This is a genomic window from Kitasatospora sp. MAP5-34, assembly GCF_029894335.1.
GTDB lineage: Bacteria > Actinomycetota > Actinomycetes > Streptomycetales > Streptomycetaceae > Kitasatospora.
In genome coordinates, this window is record NZ_JARXZC010000004.1 from 66,733 (window position 1) to 85,968 (window position 19,236).

Annotated in this window: 21 protein-coding genes; 11 read left to right on the forward strand and 10 right to left on the reverse strand. The window is 72.5% G+C overall.

Going from position 1 to position 19,236, the window contains the following annotated elements:
• Nucleotides 1-16: 16 nt before the first annotated feature.
• Nucleotides 17-1,180, forward strand: a complete 1,164-nt coding sequence (dapC, locus tag P3T29_RS05555; RefSeq protein WP_280715148.1) for a succinyldiaminopimelate transaminase — start codon at nucleotides 17-19, stop codon at nucleotides 1,178-1,180.
• A 116-nt stretch (nucleotides 1,181-1,296) separates the two neighbouring features.
• On the opposite strand, the gene P3T29_RS05560 is transcribed toward dapC, so the two are convergent.
• Entirely contained in the window at nucleotides 1,297-2,055 is a 759-nt protein-coding gene (locus tag P3T29_RS05560) for a hypothetical protein (protein ID WP_280715149.1), read from the reverse strand.
• A 424-nt stretch (nucleotides 2,056-2,479) separates the two neighbouring features.
• Entirely contained in the window at nucleotides 2,480-3,580 is a 1,101-nt protein-coding gene (locus P3T29_RS05565) for a hypothetical protein (RefSeq protein WP_280715150.1), read from the reverse strand.
• A gap of 150 nt (nucleotides 3,581-3,730) precedes the next feature.
• Here P3T29_RS05565 and dapE point away from each other — a divergent pair, with 150 nt between their 5' ends.
• Nucleotides 3,731-4,807, forward strand: coding sequence for a succinyl-diaminopimelate desuccinylase (gene dapE / locus P3T29_RS05570; RefSeq protein WP_280715151.1), 1,077 nt, complete (start codon nucleotides 3,731-3,733; stop codon nucleotides 4,805-4,807).
• Between the two features lie 86 nt (nucleotides 4,808-4,893).
• Nucleotides 4,894-5,718, forward strand: coding sequence for a TIGR00730 family Rossman fold protein (locus tag P3T29_RS05575; RefSeq protein WP_280715152.1), 825 nt, complete (start codon nucleotides 4,894-4,896; stop codon nucleotides 5,716-5,718).
• Between the two features lie 134 nt (nucleotides 5,719-5,852).
• On the opposite strand, the gene folP is transcribed toward P3T29_RS05575, so the two are convergent.
• Nucleotides 5,853-6,665 (reverse strand): dihydropteroate synthase, encoded by an 813-nt coding sequence (gene folP, locus P3T29_RS05580; protein ID WP_280715356.1) that lies wholly within the window; start codon nucleotides 6,663-6,665, stop codon nucleotides 5,853-5,855.
• Nucleotides 6,666-6,839: 174 nt separating this feature from the next.
• Between folP and P3T29_RS05585 the strand changes: the two genes are divergently transcribed.
• Both P3T29_RS05585 and P3T29_RS05590 read left to right on the forward strand, forming a co-directional pair.
• On the forward strand, nucleotides 6,840-7,370 hold the full coding sequence (locus P3T29_RS05585) for a DivIVA domain-containing protein (RefSeq protein ID WP_280715153.1): 531 nt from the start codon (nucleotides 6,840-6,842) through the stop codon (nucleotides 7,368-7,370).
• Nucleotides 7,367-7,966 carry a DNA-3-methyladenine glycosylase I gene (locus tag P3T29_RS05590; protein ID WP_280715154.1) on the forward strand — a complete coding sequence of 200 codons (600 nt, stop codon included), beginning with the start codon at nucleotides 7,367-7,369 and terminating at the stop codon, nucleotides 7,964-7,966. The genes P3T29_RS05585 and P3T29_RS05590 overlap by 4 nt, the downstream gene beginning before the upstream one ends.
• On the opposite strand, the gene P3T29_RS05595 is transcribed toward P3T29_RS05590, so the two are convergent.
• Complete coding sequence (locus tag P3T29_RS05595; protein WP_280715155.1) at nucleotides 7,951-8,751, reverse strand: enoyl-CoA hydratase-related protein; 801 nt, start codon at nucleotides 8,749-8,751, stop codon at nucleotides 7,951-7,953. The two genes, P3T29_RS05590 and P3T29_RS05595, sit on opposite strands and share 16 nt — an antisense overlap.
• A gap of 334 nt (nucleotides 8,752-9,085) precedes the next feature.
• On the opposite strand from P3T29_RS05595, the gene P3T29_RS05600 reads away from it, so the two are divergent.
• Nucleotides 9,086-9,253, forward strand: a complete 168-nt coding sequence (locus P3T29_RS05600; protein ID WP_280715156.1) for a DUF3117 domain-containing protein — start codon at nucleotides 9,086-9,088, stop codon at nucleotides 9,251-9,253.
• 150 nt (nucleotides 9,254-9,403) lie between these two features.
• Here the strand turns inward: P3T29_RS05600 and P3T29_RS05605 are convergent, their stop codons facing one another.
• Nucleotides 9,404-9,976, reverse strand: a complete 573-nt coding sequence (locus tag P3T29_RS05605; protein ID WP_280715157.1) for an O-methyltransferase — start codon at nucleotides 9,974-9,976, stop codon at nucleotides 9,404-9,406.
• A gap of 355 nt (nucleotides 9,977-10,331) precedes the next feature.
• Between P3T29_RS05605 and sigE the strand changes: the two genes are divergently transcribed.
• The 5 genes from sigE to P3T29_RS05630 all read left to right on the forward strand — a co-directional run bounded on the left by sigE (nucleotide 10,332) and on the right by P3T29_RS05630 (nucleotide 14,115).
• The gene (gene sigE, locus P3T29_RS05610; RefSeq protein WP_280715357.1) at nucleotides 10,332-11,162 is read left to right on the forward strand and encodes an RNA polymerase sigma factor SigE; all 831 of its coding nucleotides are present in this window, start codon (nucleotides 10,332-10,334) and stop codon (nucleotides 11,160-11,162) included.
• Nucleotides 11,159-12,187, forward strand: a complete 1,029-nt coding sequence (locus P3T29_RS05615) for an anti-sigma factor (protein WP_280715158.1) — start codon at nucleotides 11,159-11,161, stop codon at nucleotides 12,185-12,187. Before sigE ends, P3T29_RS05615 begins: the two co-directional genes overlap by 4 nt.
• 171 nt (nucleotides 12,188-12,358) lie before the next feature.
• The gene (locus tag P3T29_RS05620; RefSeq protein WP_280715159.1) at nucleotides 12,359-12,775 is read left to right on the forward strand and encodes a sec-independent translocase; all 417 of its coding nucleotides are present in this window, start codon (nucleotides 12,359-12,361) and stop codon (nucleotides 12,773-12,775) included.
• A 217-nt stretch (nucleotides 12,776-12,992) separates the two neighbouring features.
• Nucleotides 12,993-13,682: a hypothetical protein gene (locus tag P3T29_RS05625; protein WP_280715160.1), complete on the forward strand. Its 690-nt coding sequence runs from the start codon at nucleotides 12,993-12,995 to the stop codon at nucleotides 13,680-13,682.
• Nucleotides 13,683-13,794: 112 nt separating this feature from the next.
• Entirely contained in the window at nucleotides 13,795-14,115 is a 321-nt protein-coding gene (locus P3T29_RS05630; protein ID WP_280715161.1) for a barstar family protein, read from the forward strand.
• A 161-nt stretch (nucleotides 14,116-14,276) separates the two neighbouring features.
• On the opposite strand, the gene P3T29_RS05635 is transcribed toward P3T29_RS05630, so the two are convergent.
• The 5 genes from P3T29_RS05635 to P3T29_RS05655 all read right to left on the reverse strand — a co-directional run bounded on the left by P3T29_RS05635 (nucleotide 14,277) and on the right by P3T29_RS05655 (nucleotide 19,006).
• A complete protein-coding gene (locus tag P3T29_RS05635; protein ID WP_280715162.1) occupies nucleotides 14,277-15,437 on the reverse strand; it encodes an Mrp/NBP35 family ATP-binding protein in 1,161 nt (386 codons plus the stop codon).
• Nucleotides 15,438-15,493: 56 nt separating this feature from the next.
• Nucleotides 15,494-16,039 (reverse strand): DUF1003 domain-containing protein, encoded by a 546-nt coding sequence (locus P3T29_RS05640; RefSeq protein WP_280715358.1) that lies wholly within the window; start codon nucleotides 16,037-16,039, stop codon nucleotides 15,494-15,496.
• A 67-nt stretch (nucleotides 16,040-16,106) separates the two neighbouring features.
• Complete coding sequence (locus P3T29_RS05645; RefSeq protein WP_280715163.1) at nucleotides 16,107-17,411, reverse strand: CBS domain-containing protein; 1,305 nt, start codon at nucleotides 17,409-17,411, stop codon at nucleotides 16,107-16,109.
• A 168-nt stretch (nucleotides 17,412-17,579) separates the two neighbouring features.
• Nucleotides 17,580-18,404: a MerR family transcriptional regulator gene (locus P3T29_RS05650; RefSeq protein ID WP_280715164.1), complete on the reverse strand. Its 825-nt coding sequence runs from the start codon at nucleotides 18,402-18,404 to the stop codon at nucleotides 17,580-17,582.
• A gap of 65 nt (nucleotides 18,405-18,469) precedes the next feature.
• Nucleotides 18,470-19,006, reverse strand: coding sequence for a hypothetical protein (locus tag P3T29_RS05655; protein ID WP_280715165.1), 537 nt, complete (start codon nucleotides 19,004-19,006; stop codon nucleotides 18,470-18,472).
• Nucleotides 19,007-19,236 lie beyond the last annotated feature (230 nt).

Sequence of the window (19,236 nt, forward strand, 5' to 3'; positions counted from 1 at the left end):
CGGTGGCACCTGAGCTGTGAGCACGAACAACGCTCCGCACGCGCCGCTTCCGGGACACCCGGGGGCGGCGCGCCGCGTATCGGACCTTCTCCCGGTGTTCCCCTGGGACAAGTTGGAGCCGTACAAGAAGACGGCGCTCGCCCACCCGGGCGGGCTCTGCGACTTCTCGGTCGGCACCCCGGTGGACTCCGTCCCCGAGGTGATCCAGAAGGCCCTGGCGGCCTCCTCGGACACCCCCGGGTACCCGACCGTCTGGGGCCCGCTGGAACTCCGGACGGCGATCGCCGGCTGGCTGAACCGCCGGGTCGGCGCCGAGATCGGCCCCGAGGCGATCCTGCCGGTCGTCGGCTCCAAGGAACTGGTGGCCTGGCTGCCGACCCAACTCGGGCTCGGCCAGGGGGACCAGGTCGCGTACCCGCGCCTGGCCTACCCGACGTACGAGGTCGGGGCCCGGCTCTGCGGCGCCGAGGCGGTCGAGTACGACGACGTGTCAGAGCTGGACCCGGCCCGGGTCCGGCTGCTCTGGCTGAACTCCCCCTCCAACCCGACCGGGCGGGTGCTGTCCGTCGCGGAACTCCGCCGGGCGGTGGAGTGGGCGCGGGAGCACCGGGTGCTGCTGGTCAGCGACGAGTGCTACCTGGAGCTGGGCTGGGAGGCCGACCCCGGGTCGGTGCTGCACCCGGACGTCTGCGGTGCCGGCCCGGAGGGACGGCACGAGGGTCTGCTCGTGGTCCACTCGCTCTCCAAGCGGTCCAACCTGGCCGGTTACCGGTCCGCCTTCGTGGCAGGCGACCCGGTGGTGATCCGGGAGCTGCTGGAGATCCGCAAGCACGGCGGCATGATCGTGCCCGCCCCCGTGCAGGCCGCCACGATCGCGGCGCTCGCGGACGATGCGCACGTCGCCGAGCAGCGCGCTCGCTACGCCGCGCGCCGTGCGGCGCTGCGCACGGCGCTGGAGGCGTACGGCTTCCGGATCGAGCACTCCGAGGCGAGCCTGTACCTGTGGGCGACCCAGGACCGGCCCTGCTGGGAGACCGTGGCCGAACTGGCCGAACTGGGCATCCTGGTGGCGCCCGGGGACTTCTACGGCCCGTCCGGTGACCGCTTCGTCCGGGTGGCGTTCACCGCCACCGACGAGCGGGTACAGGCGGCCGTGGAGAGGCTCACCGCCAGGGCCTAGGCAGTCGGCAAGGGGCGCGGGAGCCGCGCGAGATCGGAAGTGACGGCCTGTCGCCTCCGATCCGCGCGGCTCCCGCGCCCCTGTCGGTTACGCGGTCACGCGGTCACACCCGTGCGTCAGATCGGCAGGCCGGCGCCGCTGAGGCCCGCCACGCCGAGGCCGCCGACCACGTTGGTGAGGGAGCTGAGGGGGTCACCCCCGCCGAGCGCCGGGAGGCCGCCCAGGCGGTGGCTGTCGGTGTGACCGGTCAGCGCGTCCAGCGGCAGGGCGTCGGTGCCGGGGAGGGACGGCAGGGCCGGGACGGACTTGGTGAGCCCGCCGGTGCCGGGCAGACCGCCCGTCAGGCCGCTGGGCAGGCCGCTCGTCAGGCCGGCGGTGGGCAGGCCCGAGGTCAGGCTGCCGAGCGGGTTGCTGGCGGTGGCGGCGCGCTGGGCGCCGCCGCTCACCGGGGTGAGCTTGCCGGCGACGGCCGGGCCGACCCGGTCGAGCAGCGCCGGGGCGAGCCTGCCCGCGACGCTGGTCAGGGTGCCGGTGGTGGCGGCGGTCTTGGCGGCCGGGCCGGTCACGCCGCCGAGGGTCTTGTTGGCGTCGGGCAGCGCCGCCGCGACGGTGTGGCCGGCCGCGTCGGCGGTGGCCGGGACACCGGCCTGGACGGTGGCGGCGCCCGTGGTGCCCGCGGCCTCGCCGAGGTCGTGGGCTGCTCCCTGCACCGTCGACGCGCCGGACGGCGCGTCGAACTGGGTCAGGCCGGCCCCCAGGTCGCTCTTCGGCAGCAGGTCGGCGGCAGACGCGGACCCGGAGGCGACGAAGGGGGTCGCACCGGCCGCGACGAGCAGCGCGGCCTGGGCGATCCGGCGCGTGAGGGGGTGAGACATGGTGCTCCTAAGAGGTGAGGTTGCCCCGCCAGGTCCTGCACGAGGGGGCAATCCGCCGGGCGGACGGAGTGATTACCGCCGGAGCAGCCAGAAGGTTTCGCTCGAATAAGGTAAAGGATTTCTAAAGATCAGACGATCCTTTTTCCGGCATCACGGACATTTCGCTTAAGGGATCGATCCCTGAAGAAACGTCACATCCCTTGATGCGCAAAGGGAGACCGAAACCGCCCCACCCGGCCTCGGCGGGGTGGGGCGGTGGGTTCGTTCCGTCCACCGACGTTGACAGGAATCACCCGTCAGGCGGTAACTCGGACACCAGTGCGTCAACCGGCTGTCCACCACGTGCGGGTAGCGGTGGCACTCCAGGGCCTGCCGTAGGTGTCGTCAGGTGTCGTCAGGTGCCGCCGGGTGTCGTCCGGTGTCGTCAGTGCTTCGCGGGGGCTCCGAGCGTGAGCAGCACGTGGTCCGTCGAGGCGGCCGGGGCCTTCGCCTGCCAGCCGGACGTGGGCTTGTCGAAGCTCCACACCTTGCCGTCGTACGCCACGACGCCGATGCCCAGCTCCTGCGCGTGCGCCACCGCCCACTGCGCCACCGCCCAGCCGCCCTGGCGCTGTGCGTCCGGCCCGGGGTCGGTGCCCTCCCCTGCCTGCGGCGTGACGGCCAGTACGGTACGCGGGTCCTTGTCCGCCTTGGCGGCGGGCGCGGTGGTGGCGGTCCGTCCGAACTCGCGGCGCACCCGGTCGGCGACGCCCTGCGGCTCCGGGCTCCCCGAGGGGTCGGGGGAGGCGGACGAAGCAGCGTCGGCGGCCGCCGGGGTGGCGGCGGCCGGCGCGGCGGCGAGCTGGTGCACCACGCAGTCCAGCGCGGCCGGCGCGCGGCCGGTGAACACCGAGGCCAGCAGCGTCGCGTCGGTCTCGTGCTTGGCGTACGCCTGCGGGTAGCCACTCTTCTGCACCGCCTGGGCCGCGTCGGTGAGCGGCAGCCGCGCGTAGCCGGGGACCCGTACCAGGCTGTCGAGGAACTTGTTGGTGGCGTAGACCGGGTCCTGGATCTGCGCCGCCGTGCCCCAGCCCTGCGAGGGACGCTGCTGGAAGAGGCCGACCGAGTCGCGGTCGCCGCCGGCCAGGTTGCGGAGCTTGGACTCCTGCATCGCGGTCGCCAGCGCGATGGTTGCGGCCCGCTCGGGCAGGCCGCGCGAGAGGGCGACGGCGGTGATGGTCGCCGCGTTCGACGCCTGCGAGAGATCCAGCGAGCCCTGTCCGGTCGCCGTCGTGACCTTGCAGCCCTCGTCCGGGGTGATCAGCTGCTTCCGGTTGACGAACAGCACCACGGCCGCCACCACGGCGAGCATGAGCAGGCCGATCATCACCTTGCGCAGCGGTCGACGGCGGCGAGGCGCCTCGTACTCGTCGTAGTCGTCGTACTCGTAGCAGTCGTCGTACCCGGCGTGGCCGTCGTTCCGGTCCGGCCCGTGCTGCCCGTCGTACCCGGAGCCGTCCGGCCCATTTTCCGCACTCCTGGCCACCGCACTCCCTCTCGCCTCGCGCTGTCGCTCGCACACCGTACCTACTCGGACGGCCGTCCGGTGAGCCCGGTTGCGGGTGCGTGCCGCCACACGTGAGGGTGCCGTGACCCCGGTGGGTGGGGACGGGGTGCACCGATACGCTTGGCGACCATGAGCAGCTCCGAGACCCCCCTTGACCTGACTCTCGACGGTGGCGCGCTGACCGCGTGGCTGGTCGACTTCCCGTCCGTCAGCGGTGACGAGCAGGCGCTCGCCGACGCGGTCGAGACCGCGCTGCGGGCCTACCCGCACCTGACCGTCGACCGGTACGGCAACAACGTCGTGGCCCGGACGAACCTGGGCCGGTCGGAGCGGGTGCTGCTGGCCGGCCACCTGGACACCGTGCCGATCGCCGACAACCTGCCCTCGCACGTCGAGGGGGACCTGCTCTACGGCTGCGGCACCTCGGACATGAAGTCCGGCGTGGCCGTGCAGCTGCGGCTCGCCGCCACGCTGGCCGAGCCCAACCGCGACCTCACCTTCGTCTTCTACGACTGCGAGGAGATCCAGGCCTCCCGCAACGGCCTCGGCCATGTCGCCAAGGAGCACCCCGACTGGCTGGCGGCCGACTTCGCCGTCCTGATGGAGCCCAGTGGCGCCGTCGTCGAGGGCGGCTGCCAGGGCACCCTGCGCGCGGACATCACCCTCACCGGCGTCCGGGCCCACTCCGCCCGCAGCTGGCTCGGTGACAACGCCATCCACAAGGCCGCCGAGGTGCTCCGCCGCCTCGCCGAGTACCAGCCGCGCCGGGTGGAGATCGACGGCCTGGAGTACCGCGAGGGCCTCAACGCCACCCGGATCGGCGGCGGCGTGGCCGGCAACGTCATCCCGGACGAGTGCAAGGTGCACGTGAACTTCCGGTACGCGCCGGACCGTACCGAGGCCGAGGCGGCGGCGCACGTCCGCGAGGTCTTCGCCGGGTACGACGTCGACGTGACCGACACCGCACCAGGCGCGCTGCCCGGGCTCTCGCAGCCCGCCGCCCGGGACTTCCTGGCCGCTGTCGGCGGCGAGCCGCGGGCCAAGTTCGGCTGGACGGACGTGGCCCGGTTCAGCGCGCTGGGCGTGCCCGCCGTCAACTACGGCCCGGGTGACCCGAACCTGGCGCACAAGCGCGACGAGCACTGCTCGCTCACGGCCATCGCCGAGGTCGAGAGCCGGCTGCGGGCCTGGCTGACCGGTCCCTGACCGGCCCCTGACCAGCTCCTGACCGTCATCTGGCGTTTGCCCGCCTACTGCCGGAAATCGTTTGGCGGCAGGCGTAGGGTTTCGTCATGACAGGCACTGGAGACGAAAAGCACAACGACCGTGCCCACTACGGGCACGGCCCGGAGCAGGTCGACGCGCCCGAGCGCCGGAAGAGCGTGCCGGAGAAGCAGAAGGGCCCGGTGCTGCTCCGCCGCGACCAGGTCGGTACCAGCACCACGGACCAGCGGCTGCTGGACACCACCGGCCCGACCGACTGGCTCCACACCGACCCGTGGCGGGTCTGGCGGATCACCTCGGAGTTCGTCGAGGGCTTCGGCGCGCTGGCCGAACTCCCCACCGCGATCAGCGTCTTCGGCTCCGCCCGGACGCCGGTCGACTCCGCCGACTACGCGGCCGGCGTGGCGATCGGCCGGGCGCTCGCCACGGCCGGCTACGCGGTGATCACCGGTGGCGGCCCCGGCGCGATGGAGGCCGCCAACCGGGGTGCCTCGGACGCCGGCGGCCTCTCGGTCGGGCTCGGCATCGAGCTGCCGTTCGAGCAGGGGCTCAACGAGTTCGTCGACCTGGGGCTGAACTTCCGTTACTTCTTCGTCCGCAAGACGATGTTCGTGAAGTACTCCCAGGGCTTCGTGGTGCTGCCCGGCGGCCTGGGCACGCTCGACGAGCTGTTCGAGGCGCTCACCCTCGTCCAGACCAAGAAGGTCACCCGCTTCCCGGTGATCCTCTTCGGCACCGCCTACTGGGGCGGCCTGGTCGACTGGCTGACCAACACCCTGGTCGCCGAGGGCAAGGCCTCCCCGGCCGACCTGGAGCTGTTCCACGTCACCGACGAGATCGACGAGGTGCTCAAGATCCTGGAGGAGAGCCGCCGCCCCAACGGGGACATCTGAGGCGCCCGAGCAGGCAGGGGCAACCTGAGGGGGCGCAGGGAACTGTCAGATCAACTGCGTGCGTGCGCAACCATGCACTCACGTCGTGCCCTGGTCGCACGGTTCCTCGCACCCCTGGCGGGGTTCCCGCGCGCTCAGGCAAGACCCCTGCGGGCCACGGCCGGGGGCCGGGTGCCCAGGATCGAGGCGACCATGTCCAGCACCTCGCGGGTCTCGGCGACCTGGTGCACGCGGTAGATCCGGGCGCCGAGCCAGGCCGAGACGGCGGTGGTGGCCAGGGTGCCGAGCAGGCGTTCGTCCACCGGCTTGTCGAGCGTCTCGCCGACGAAGTCCTTGTTGGAGAGCGAGACCAGCACCGGGAAGCCGGTGGCCGTCATCTCGGGCAGCCGGCGGGTCGCCTCGAGTGAGTGGCGGGTGTTCTTGCCGAAGTCGTGCCCGGGATCGATGATCAGCGCGTCCCGGCGGACGCCCAGCGCGGCCGCGCGCTCCGCCAGGCCGACGGTGACGCGCAGAATGTCCGCCATCACGTCCGGGTACCCGACCCGGTGCGGACGGGTACGCGGCTCGACGCCGCCCGCGTGGGTGCAGACCAGCCCGACGTCGTACCGGGCGGCGACCTCGGCGAGCTTCGGGTCCGCCCCGCCCCAGGCGTCGTTCAGCAGGTCCGCGCCGACCTCGCAGACCGCCTCGCCGACCTCGTGCCGCCAGGTGTCCACGCTGATCACGGCCTCGGGGTGGCGCTTGCGCAGCTCGGCCACGAACGGGACGGTACGCCGCAGCTCCTCCTCGGTGGTGACCTCCTCGCCCGGCCCGGCCTTGACCCCGCCGATGTCCAGGATCGCCGCCCCGGCGGCGACCGCCCGGTCGGCGGCGGCGAACGCGGCCTCGTCGGTGAAGGTCGCGCCCCGGTCGAAGAACGAGTCGGGGGTGCGGTTGACGATGGCCATGATCACCAGCTCGTCGTCGCCGAACTCACGTGGGCCCAGGCGCAGTGCCACCGGTCTCTCCTCCACAGCTTCCCCGGGTGCGATGATGGGCCCCGGCTACTCAGGGACCATGCTCGCATTTTCCAGTTCGGGCACCCATGACCGGGCCGACCAGGAGCCTCGGGAGGACAGTTCGTGTTCTGGATCATCGTGGCGGCGATGGCGGTGGTGGTCGGTGGCGCCGCGCTGGTGGCGCTCGGCGGAGGCGGCACGCTGCCGGACGCCGTACACGACCGGATCGCGGCCCGGCTGCCGCAGGACCGCCCGTTGAGCAGGCACGACGTGGACGAGATCCGGCTCCCGATGGCCCTCAGGGGTTACCGGATGGACGAGGTGGACGACGTCCTCGACCGCCTCGGCGCCGAGCTGGCGTACCGGGACTCGCGGATCGCGGAGCTGGAGGCCGCCGCAGCCGTACGCGACGCGGTCGAGGCCGGCACCGACCCGCAGCCCGGGCTGGAGCCGCTGCCGGGGCTGGAGGACTTTGCCAGGATCGTCAGCAGCGAGCCCGTGAAGGACGCTGCGGAGACGGCCGCCGGCCCGAAGGACGCCGCTGCGGAGGCCGACGTCACGAAGGACGCCGCCGAGCAGAGCGCCGCTGCGGAGGCGGACGCCGAGCAGAGCGCCGCCGACGTGAACGACCACCGTTCGGTGTCCGGGCAGTGAGCGCCGAGGAGGTGACCGGCACCGTGCTCGGCGCCGACGGGCTGCGGCGGTGCGGGTGGGGCGACTCGTCCGACGACTACCGCGTCTACCACGACACCGAGTGGGGGCGTCCGGTCCACGGTGACCAGGCGCTGTTCGAGCGGATCTCGCTGGAGGCGTTCCAGTCCGGGCTGTCCTGGATCACCATCCTGCGCAGACGGGAGGGCTTCCGGGCGGCCTTCGCGGGTTTCGAGATCGCGAAGGTCGCCGAGTTCGGGCCCGAGGACGCCGAGCGGCTGCTGCTGGACGAGGGCATCATCCGCAACCGCGCCAAGATCGCCGCGACGATCGCCAACGCCCAGGCCGCGCTGGAGCTGCCCGAAGGCGGCCTGGACGAGCTGATCTGGCGCTTCGCGGGTGACCCGGACCGGCCGGCGCCCCGCGCGCTGAGCGAGGTGCCGGCCGTCACGCCGGAGTCGACGGCGTTGGCCAAGGAGCTGAAGAAGCACGGCTTCCGCTTCGTCGGTCCGACCACCGCGTACGCGCTGATGCAGGCCTGCGGCCTGGTGGACGACCACCTGGCCGACTGTCATGCCCGGGGTCAGCGGCCCAGGTAGCGGGGCTGCTCCTTGGCGACGAAGGCGGCGACGGCGATCCGGTGGTCCTCGCTCGCCCCGGCGAGGGTCTGCAACTCGTCCTCCTTGTCCAGGAGTTCGCTCAGCGAGTGGGAGGCGCCGTACGCCAGCGACTCCTTGATCGCGCCGTAGGCGACGGTCGGTCCGTCGGCCAGCCGCTTGGCGAACTCCCGTGCGGTCGCGGCCAGTTCGGCAGCCGGGACGACCTGGGTGGCCAGGCCCAGGCTGAGTGCCTCGGGGGCCTTCACGGTGCGCGGCAGCATCAGCAGCTCGGTCGCGCGGGCGTGCCCGACCAGCCGGGGGAGCGTCCACGACGCGCCCGAGTCGGCGGTCAGTGCGACACCGGCGAAGGAGGTGTTGAACCCCGCCGTGTCGGCGACGATCCGGAAGTCGCAGGCGAAGGCGAGCGACGCGCCCGCACCCGCCGCGACCCCGCCGACGGCGGCGACGGTCGGCTTGCGCATCCCGGCGAGCGCGCGGACCAGCGGGTTGTAGTGCTCCGCGACGGTCCGCAGGGCCCCCTCCCCGGTCTCCTGGGCCCGCTCCAGCAGGCCCAGGTGCTCCTTGAGGTCCTGTCCCACGCAGAAGGCCTTCCCGCCCGCCCCGGCGAGCAGCACGGCCCGTACGGCCGGGTCCTCGGCGGCGGCGGTCACGGTGTCGCGCAGGGCCACCTTGGTGGGGGTGTCCAGCGCGTTCATCGCGTCGGGCCGGTTGATGGTGATGACGGCCAGGCCGCCGTCGAGCTCGTACAGGACGGAGTCGGACATGGGCGAGGGCTCCCCGGGGATCGTCGAGTCGGTCGGAAGGTGGGACGTGTCGGAGGTGGGACGTAAGGTGCGACGGAGTCAGCATGCCCGAGCCCGGCAGTGGGTGGGGAGTGTGAGGTACGGCACGTCCCCCCGGGGCGCGAAGTCCCGTGCGGGCGGGGCTTCTGGCACGTATTGAGACGATCCGGACGGGTGTGGTCACGCTTGCGGAGAGAGTGACGTTGGTCATCGGGCCGCCGCATGCGGGATAATGGCTACCGATCAATGCGTTCGATACCGGCGGTGGACGGACTTGCCGGTACGTAGCTTTGCGGTTGCAGGAAGGGGAACGAGCATGGCGGCCATGAAGCCGCGGACGGGTGACGGCCCGCTCGAGGTCACCAAAGAGGGGCGGGGCATCATCATGCGAGTTCCGCTCGAGGGCGGCGGGCGCCTCGTAGTGGAGCTCACGCCCGATGAGGCCGAGGCGCTGGGCGATGCCCTGAAGAAGGTTGTCGGCTGAGACAGCAGGTGCTCCCCTGATCTCCTGGAGCTGCGTACACAGAGCCCGGGCCCGGTTTCCACCGGACCCGGGCTCTGTCTCGCTCTGCGGGCCTCGCCCGGGGCGGGGCCTGGCTGCCGCCTGGCCACCTGCCGCCTGGCCGCCTGCCGCCTACCGCTTGACGGCGCAGAGCAGCCCGTCGCTCACCGGCAGCAGGGCGGGCAGCAGCACGTCGCTCTCCCGGACGTCCCGGACGAGCTCCCGGACGGCGTGGGTCTGCGGGTCCTGGTGCTCCGGCTCGGCCAGCCGGCCCTCCTGGAACACGCCTTCGAAGCAGACCATCCCGCCGGGGCGGAGCAGCCGCAACGATTCTGCAAGGTAGGACCCGGACTCCGCCGGGTCGCCGTCGCAGAACACCAGGTCGTACTGGCCGTCGGCGAGCCGGGGCAGCACGTCCAGCGCCTTCCCCGGGATGAACCGCGCCCGGTTCGAGGCGAAGCCCGCCGCGTGGTACGCCTCGCGGGCGAACTGCTGGTGCACCGGCTCGGAGTCGACGGTGGTCAGCACCCCGTCCGGCCGCATCCCGCGCAGCAGGTAGACGCCCGACACGCCCGTACCGGTGCCGATCTCCGCCACCGCCTTGGCGTCCACGGCCGCCGCCAGCAGCCGTAGACAGGCCCCGCCGCTCGGTCCGATCGCCCGGATCCCGGTTCTGGCGGACTGCGCCCTGGCGTAGGTCAGCACCGCGTCCTCCCCGACGTAGGTGTCGGCGAGTGCCGCATGCGCGGGCCCGAACTCGGTGATGGCTGCCTCTTCCGGAGCGCGTGGAGTCTGATGTCGGAGTTGCTGTCGGAGCTGCTGTCGGACTCGTTGCCGTCGGAGCGGATGCTGGAGCTGCCGGCGAAGCCCGCTGTCGAAGGCTGATGTCGATATTTCCAGCCACAGATTACTGGCCGACCGGGAACCGCGTTCGATGACCGGCCGTTGGTCCAGGAGAGAGAGGGTGATCGGCTCACGCACGATGCCCGGTGGGCTCCCCGAGGTGCCGCTGCCAAGGGTGGTTGAGCACTTTTATCCAGATCTGACGGGTGAGGTGGATATGGTGGTGGCCCTGCTGGGCAGAAGAGCCGACCGAGGAGGTGTGGCCGAGGGCGACGCCCCTGTGCTGCGGCACTTCCGTGGCATTGCGTCGGTCCGTACGCCGAAGCCCGTGATGAACAAGTCCGCGCAGACCCCCCTGGACAAGACGACCGCAGCCGACGACGCGGTGGCCGTGGCTCCCGCCCCGCTCGCGACCTTCGCCGAGGGCCCCGACGCGCAGACCTGGACGCCCCCCAGCTGGGAGGAGATCGTCGAGGCGCACAGCGCCCGCGTCTACCGCCTGGCCTACCGCCTGACGGGCAACCAGCACGACGCCGAGGACTTGACCCAGGAGGTCTTCGTCCGGGTCTTCCGTTCCCTCTCCACGTACACCCCGGGCACCTTCGAGGGCTGGCTGCACCGGATCACCACCAACCTCTTCCTCGACATGGTCCGCCGACGCCAGCGGATCCGCTTCGACGCCCTGGGCGACGACGCCGCCGAGCGCCTCCCCAGCCGCGAGCCGAGCCCGGCCCAGCACTTCAGCGACACCCACTTCGACGCCGACGTCCAGCAGGCGCTGGACACCCTCGCGCCCGAGTTCCGCGCCGCCGTGGTGCTCTGCGACATCGAGGGCCTCTCGTACGAGGAGATCGCCGCCACCCTGGGCGTCAAGCTCGGGACGGTGCGCAGCCGTATCCACCGTGGCCGCTCGCACCTGCGAGCCGCTCTCAAGCACCGGGCCCCCGGTGCCGCCCCCGGCCGGGTCCGGCGTGGCGGGACTTCGGAGCCGGTGGCCGTCGGCGCCGAGGCGGGCCCCTCCGGCGGGAGTGAACGGGGGCGCTCGTGAGTGGCGTCAACCCGTCCGGCCCGGCCGGGTACGAACCGCCGGGCCGGGCCCGGCGCGGCCCCGGCTGGGCCCAGCTGGGCCGCCGGGGCGAGGCCCCGGCCCCGGCCGAGCCTTCCACCTCGCTGCGTGCCGTCTCGGTACGCGGCACCGAGCAGCCCGCCGAGGAGCATCACCTCGGCGAGCGGCTCTCCGCCTTCGTGGACGGCGAGCTGGGCCACGACTCGCGGGAGCGCGTCCAGGCCCATCTGGCGACCTGCCCGGAGTGCCTCGCGGAGGCCGACGACGGCCGCGCGGTCAAGCATCTGCTCACGCACACCGGCACCCCCGGCCCCTCCGCCACGCTGATGTCCCGGCTGCTGGCGGTCGCCGCGCTGCCCGACGACGAGCAGGGCGGCGGTGGCCCGGGTGCCACCACTCCCGGCCCGCTCGGCGCGGCGGGCACCATCGGCGGCAGCCGCCTGACGGGCGGCTCGTTCGGGCGGGGCGCGGGTGCCTCCTTCGGCGCGGGCGCACTCGGTGCGCAGGCGCCGCTGCCCGGCGTCGACCCCCGGGCCGGCCGGGCCGAGCCCGGCTCCTTCTTCGGTGGCCGGCGCTCGGGCGCCGGGGCGCCGCAGGGCGCCGACGGGCGCGGCCAGGCCGAGCGGGGCCGGCCGACTCTGCGGGACCAGAGCCAGCGCGTCCAGCGGCCGCTGGCGGCCCTGCTGCAGGCGCCTGCCGCCCGTCCGGCCGCACCCCGTGCGCGGCGGTTCGTCTTCGCTGCGGCCGGCGCCTTCTCGGTGGCCGCGGTGACGCTCGGCGGGGTCGGCAGCATCTCCGCCCTGACGGGCGAGGAGCAGCACGGCACGGCCGTCAACCCCGTCCGGGTCCAGGGCGGCGCGGTGGTCGTCCCCGGGACGGGTGAGCTGTCGGTCGACTTCCCCGTGTACCCCGTCCGGGGGGCGCACGGCGCGGGCGCCGTCCCCCCGGCGCCGTACGGTGCCGGGGCGGACGCCTACCAGGCCGAGCCGAAGCGCCAGCTCCGCTAGCCCAGGCCCTGCGAGACCTCTCCGGGCGGGCCCGTCCGACGGCAGGCCATCGGCTGGTCTTTTCCCCGGCTTCATCGACTCGGGGCTCGAAGACCGGCCGGTGGCCACTACGCTGTAGTGACCGCTGTCCTTCGAGCTCGTCGGGTTCGTCATCAGGAGCTGGGAGCTTACGTGTTTGCAGACATAGCCCCTCTGGAGGTCGTGACGCTGGCCATCATGGCCGTGGTGATCTTCGGGCCGGACAAGCTCCCCAAGCTGATCCAGGACACGATGGGCTTCATCCGCAAGGTCAGGTCCTTCGCGGACAGCGCCAAGGAGGACATCCGCAGCGAGCTCGGTCCGGAGTTCCAGGACTTCGAGTTCCAGGATCTCCACCCGAAGACCTTCGTCCGTAAGCAGCTGCTCGGCGGCAACGAGGACCCACTCGGTTTCAAGGAGATCCGCGACGGCCTGGACTTCAGGTCGGTCCTGAACGACGAGCCGGCTCCGTCCTCGTCCTTCGGTCTGACCAGGACCACCCCGCCCGCCACCGGCGGCGCGGCGCTGCGCGACGGCGAGCGGCCCCCGTTCGACCCCGACGCGACCTGAACCTCCTACCCCCCTGCCCCTCCCCACCACCACCGGCGCGTCCGCCCGTTCGGAGCTGCTGCGCGGGGCTGTGCCAGGCGCGCGGCTATTGTGCTGGAGTGCTCCGCTGTGCCACAGGTCACCGAGGTTTCGGTGCCGACCTGCCCGGCCGGAGCACCGGCGTGCGCCACGATGGAGCCCGCTACCGCAGGGAACAGCGTGTTGAGGAGGCCCGGGGATGGACGCAACGAGTCGTGCGACGGTAACGGCTACGGCGGGGGAGCCGGCCGGGGTCGTGGTCGGCAGTCAGCCCGGGCCGCCGGCTGATCCGCTGGCGCCGTACCAGGCGGCGGACTTCCCCTGGTACGGGCTGGACGACGCCTGGACGGGCCGCCGCTGGCTGATGCAGGCCGGTGCCGGGAACAACCGCGCGGGCCACCAGCACGGCAGCGTGGACTACGGCACCCTCGGGCACGGCGAGGAGCCGGCCAAGCAGTACGAGGCACGGGACGTCCGGCGCTTCGCGGTGGTGGTCACGATGGCCCGCCGCGAGGTGCGCCGCAGCGCCGACAACACCGGGACACTGGAGGCCACCACCGCCTCCTCCGCCGCCTGGCTGGCCGGCTCCGGCCTGCTCGCCGCGACCTGGCCCGGCCAGCTGGACCGCGCCCTGCGCCAGGACTGGCTGGACCAGCAGACCACCCTGGCCTGGGACCTGGCCGACGACCTGGACGGCCCCGGCTGGTCCCCGCTGACCCTCCCGGTGAACGGCCTCCCCCAGCCCTTCCGCTACCGCGAGTCCGAGTACGGCTGGGTCCTGGCCGGCGAGGCCCCGGGCGTCCTGCTCGGCGCCTACGGACGCGGCGTCAGCGCCTACGGAGCGGGCTTCAGCCCCGTCCCCGACCTCACGGCCTACACCCGCCGCTGACGTCGCCTCAGCAGGTGCCCGGGTAGGCGACTGGGCCGCCTTGAGGCGGTCCTCCGAAGCAGGGCCGTCTTCGAGACTCCGGCAGGCGCCGTCCGGTCGATAGGCTGCCTGGGTGACGCATACGGAGTTGGTGGTCGATCTCAGAGGGCGGCAGATCCGGTCGCCGGCGGACTTCTGGGACGCCGTCGCCGTCCCCTGCGGCCTGCCGGACTGGTTCGGGCGGAACCTGGACGCCTGGTGGGACACGATCGAGACCCGTGGGATCTCGGAGGTCATCGACCGGCACGACCTGCTGATCGTTCGAGCGGACCGGCACGGCCTGTTCTCGCCGAGCAACCCGGACGGCGCACGCCTGGCCGAGGTCTTCCGGGAGTCCGGTCAAGCCACCCTCGAACTCGGTGGCCTGACGGCAGCCTGCCCGCAACGTTCCTGATCTTCCCGGCAGCTGACGTTGAGTCATGGCAGGTCGTCTCCGGGGCCGGAGCCGCCGCCGAGTCGGTCGCATTCGCCGTCCCGAGGCGGGTGCGCATGACGGCCAACGGGCTGGTCAGCCGGGCGGACGAATGCCTATCCGCTGACCAGCCCGTTGCCCGATCAGAACTTGTTCTTCGGCGTCAGCCCCAGCGACATCCCCGAGAGCCCGCGCTGGCGGCCGCCGAGCTTGCCCGCGATGGTGCGCAGGGCGGAGCCGGCCGGGGAGTCGGGGTCGGTCAGGACTACCGGGCGGCCGTCGTCGCCGCCTTCGCGGAGGCGGACGTCGATGGGGATGGAGCCGAGGACCGGGACGGTGGCGCCGACCGAGCGGGTGAGGGCGTCGGCGACGGTCTGGCCGCCGCCGGTGCCGAAGACGTCGATCATCTCGTCGCAGTGCGGGCAGGGCATGCCCGACATGTTCTCGATCACGCCGACGATCTTCTGGTGGGTCTGCAGCGCGATGGTGCCCGCGCGTTCGGCGACCTCGGCGGCGGCCATCTGCGGGGTGGTGACGATCAGGATCTCGGCGTTAGGGACCAGCTGGGCCACCGAGATCGCGATGTCGCCGGTGCCCGGCGGGAGGTCGAGCAGCAGGACGTCCAGGTCGCCCCAGTAGACGTCGGCCAGGAACTGCTGCAGCGCGCGGTGCAGCATCGGGCCGCGCCACACCACGGGGGCGTTGCCCGGGGTGAACATGCCGATCGAGATGACCTTCACGCCGTGCGAGGACGGCGGCATGATCATGTCCTGCACCTGGGTCGGGCGCCCCTCGACGCCCAGCATGCGCGGCACGCTGTGGCCGTAGATGTCGGCGTCCACGACGGCGACCTTCAGCCCGTCGGCGGCCATCGCGGCGGCCAGGTTGACGGTGACCGAGGACTTGCCGACCCCGCCCTTGCCGGAGGCGACCGCGTACACCCGGGTCAGTGTGCCGGGCTTGGCGAACGGGATCTCCCGCTCGGGCGCGCCACCGCGCAGCAGGTTGGAGAGCTCCTTGCGCTGCTCCTCGCTCATCACGTCGAGCTCGACCTCGACGCCCGTCACACCGGCGACCTTGGAGACCGCCTCGGTGACGCGGTTGGTGATCGTCTCGCGCATCGGACAGCCGGAGACGGTCAGGTACACCCCGACGCGGACCACGCCGTCGTCGCCGATCTCGACCGATTTCACCATCCCGATCTCGGTGATCGGTCGGTTGATCTCGGGGTCGTTGACGGTCGCGAGCGCCTCGCGTACGGACTCCTCCGTGACGCCGACCGCAACCTCTGTCTCGTTGGCCATGCCTTGATGGTACGGCGCGTCGGATCGCGGTTAACCCGGCAGTAGCGTGCTGCCGGTCACAACATGTCGGCGGACTCCCGCTGGCCGTCCAGGTCCTTGAGCAGCGCCTGCAGTTCGGACCGGATGAAGTCCCTGGTCGCCACCTCGCCGAGGCCCTGCCGCAGGGCCGCGACCTCCCGGGTGAGGTACTCGGTGTCGGCGATGTTGCGGTCGCTGCGGGCCCGGTCCTGCTCCATGTTGACGCGGTCCCGGTTGTCCTGCCGGTTCTGCGCCAGCAGGATCAGCGGCGCCGCGTAGGAGGCCTGCAGCGAGAGGACGAGGGTCAGGAAGATGAAGGGGTAGCTGTCGAACCGGTAGCTGCCCGGGAGCAGGGTGTTCCAGAGCACCCAGATGACGATGAACACCGTCATCCAGACGATGAACCGCCCGGTGCCGAGGAAGCGCGCGATCCGTTCGGAGAGCTTGGCGAACGCCTCCGGGTCGTACGAGGGCAGCGTGATCAGCCCGGGGCGCGAGGTGCGCGGCTGGTCCAGCTTGGTCCGGGCCGTGCTGCCGGAGTCGGCGCGCGGTGTGTTGCCCTCGCGCACCCGGAGTTCGCGCAGCTGGCGCAGTTCGCGCAGCTCGCCCTGGAGTCGCTGGCGCGGGCTCTCGTCCCGGCGCCCCTTCCGGTCAGCGTCCACCGGCTTCCTCGCTCTCGTGCCCGTGATCCATGGCCTCGGTGTCGCCGCCGTGCAGGGACGACTCGCGCCAGTCGTCCGGCAGCAGGTGGTCCAGTACGTCGTCGACGGTGACCGCGCCGAGCAGGTGGTCCGCCTCGTCCACCACCGGGGCCGCGACCAGGTTGTACGTCGCCAGGTAACTGGTGATCAGTGGCAACGGGGTGTCCGGCGGCAGCGGGTCGAGGTCGTCGTCGACGATCGAGCCGACCAGGACGTACGGGGGCTCGCGCAGCAGCCGCTGGAAGTGCACGGTGCCCAGGTACTTGCCGGTCGGCGTCTCGTTCGGCGGGCGGCAGACGTAGACCTGGGCGGCCAGCGCGGGCTTGTTGTCGGCGATCCGGACCCGGGCCAGCGCCTCGGCCACGGTCGCGTCCGGCTCCAGCACGATCGGCTCGGTGGTCATCAGACCACCGGCGGTGTCCTCTTCGTAGGAGAGCAGCCGGCGCACCGAGGCGGCGTCCTCGGGCTCCATCAGCAGCAGCAGCCGCTCCGCGTCCGCCTCCGGGAGGTCGGACAGCAGGTCGGCGGCGTCGTCCGGGTCCATCGCCTCCAGGACGTCGGCCGCGCGCTCCTCCTTGAGCTTGCCGATGATCTCGATCTGGTCGTCCTCGGGCAGCTCCTCCAGGACGTCCGCGAGCCGGTCGTCGTCCAGCGCGGCGGCGACCTCGGCGCGGCGTTTGGGGGAGAGGTGGTGCATCACGTTGGCGAGGTCGGCCGGGCGCAGCTGCTCGAAGGTGGCCAGCAGGTTGGCCGCGCCCTGGCCCTCCTCGGTCAGCGCGAAGCCCGTCACCGCCGACCAGTCCAGCATCACCGTCTCGGCCTTGGCCTTGCGCAGCCGACCGGCCTTGCCGACCTGGACGAAGACCTTGCTGATCTCCCACTCGCGGACCCGGGTCTGCACCATGGCGACGTCCAGCACGGTGACCTCGTCGCCGGTCTTGGTACGGGTGACCGTACGGTCCAGCAGCTCGGCGAGGACCAGGGTTTCGGAGGTGCGCTGCTCGAACCGCCGCAGGTTGATCACGCCGGTGGTGATGACCTGTCCGGACTCCAGGCTGGTCACCCGGGTCATCGGCAGGAAGATCCGCCGTCGGCCGACCACCTCGACCACCAGGCCCAGCACACGCGGCGGACGGCCGCCGATCCGCAGCGAGACCACGACGTCGCGCACCCGTCCGACCTGGTCGCCGTTGGGATCGAACACGGCGATCGCGGAGAGATGTGAGATGAAGACCCGGCTGCCTGGCCCTGCCATGGACTCCCTCTCTCCGGACGTTGCGGCCCAGGCTACCCGGGCCGCAACCGCAGAGCCCGCAAAGCCCCGGGGGCGCGGTACGGCAAGTCGCGCGCCCCCGGCGCTGGTGCGGAGCGTGCGTACGCGGACCGTGTGTACTCGGAGCGGACGCACCCGGACCGTGCGTACTCAGGGCGTCGTGATCGGCTCCTGCAGTTCGGTCACCCAGGTGTCCGGATCGCCCGCCACCTCCAGGTAGAGCTCGCGGGCGTAGCCGGTGGACCGGTGGCCGGTCGCGTCGATCCAGCGGGCCAGGGTCTGCGCGGTCGTCAGGACGGCGTCCATCGAACCCCGGTGCACGATGGTCGCGGCGTTCTCGATGGCCGGCAGGTCCACGATCGCGAAGTCGTGGCCGTCCTGCGGCGTCGCGGCGACCGGGACGGCGGCATGCACCGTCACCGCCTCGCCGCCGTCCTCGGCCGCCGTGTAGTAGGCGATGCTCGCGCCGGCCGGGGTGAGGCCCGCCTCGGCCACCCGGCGGCACAGCTCCCCGAACAGCGGCCCGACCACCGGTCCGATGTGCTCCGGCTCGAAACCGGCTGCGGTGCCGGTCAGTTCGGCCACCCGGACCGCCGGAATGCTCTTGACCACCACATCGTCGCTGGGCATGAGTCCCTCACTCTCGATCGTACGGAGCCTCGCCTCGACCCTGGTCAGCCGGGTGGCCGTCTCGGCCACCACCGCCTCCAGCTCCGCGCGCCGCAGCCTGAGCATCCCGCGCAGCTCCTCGGCGCCCACCTTCTCGTCCAGGATCGACTGCACCTGCTGCAGCGTGAAGCCGAGATCCTTCAGGGCGATCACCCGGTTGAGCCGGGCCAGTTGGGCGGCCTCGTAGCAGCGGTACCCGCTGACGGGGTCGACCCGGGCGGGGCGCAGCAGCCCGATGGCGTCGTAGTGCCGCAGCATCCGGACGGACACGCGGCCGTGCTTGGCGAAGTCTCCGATGGTGAACATGATGTGTCCCAGTGGAGGGCCTGACACGGTGTGAGGGTCAAGCGTCGGGTTGCCCCAGGGTCGACCTACTTGCGGCGCCTGAGCAGCAGCTTCGGCAGCCCGGCCGGGACGGGCTCGCGGGTGGTGGCGGTGGAGGGCATCGGGACGGCGGCGTGCGAGCCGTCCGGCATCGCGGCGGGGTGCTCGGTGAGCGGGCCGGTCGGCTCCAGTCGGAGCACCCGGCACTCGCGGGCCCAGCGGTCGCCGATGGTGTCGGTGTCGGGGGCGTTGAGCCGTTTGCCCTTGAGCTCCTCGACCGCGCCGAGCCACGCCTCGCTCTGCGGGGCGAGTTCGGTGACCCGGGCGGTCCAGCCGGTCAGCCGTCCCCACTTGTCCTTGCTGCGTACCGTCACGGCGGCGGTGGAGCCCGCCGTGAGGCCGTGCAGCGGCTGCTCGGCACCGTCGCCGACCACCACCACCGCACCGTCCTGCCAGGCGTGCCAGAGGGCCCGGCTCTGCTGCTCGCCGTCGGCCCGTACCCAGAGCAGGCCGGACTTCTTCGCGGCCTCCTCCAGGAGCGCCCGGTCGAGGAAGTGAGCGGCGTCGGTCGTCGTAGGCTCCATGGCGCACCAGCGTACGGCGTCGGACCCCGGCCGCGCCCGGGTGGTCTCCCACCTGGCCGGTCGCTGTCGGACCGCTGGTCGCACCGCTGTCCCACCGCCGTCTCACCGCTCAGGACGACAGTCGTGTGACCCGGGTACAGGCCTTACCGTTGTAGCGCCCCCGTCACCGCGAAGTCCCCGGAGAAGTGCTGTGCCCACCGTCGCCCGGCCCGACACGGAAGCCCCGTCCC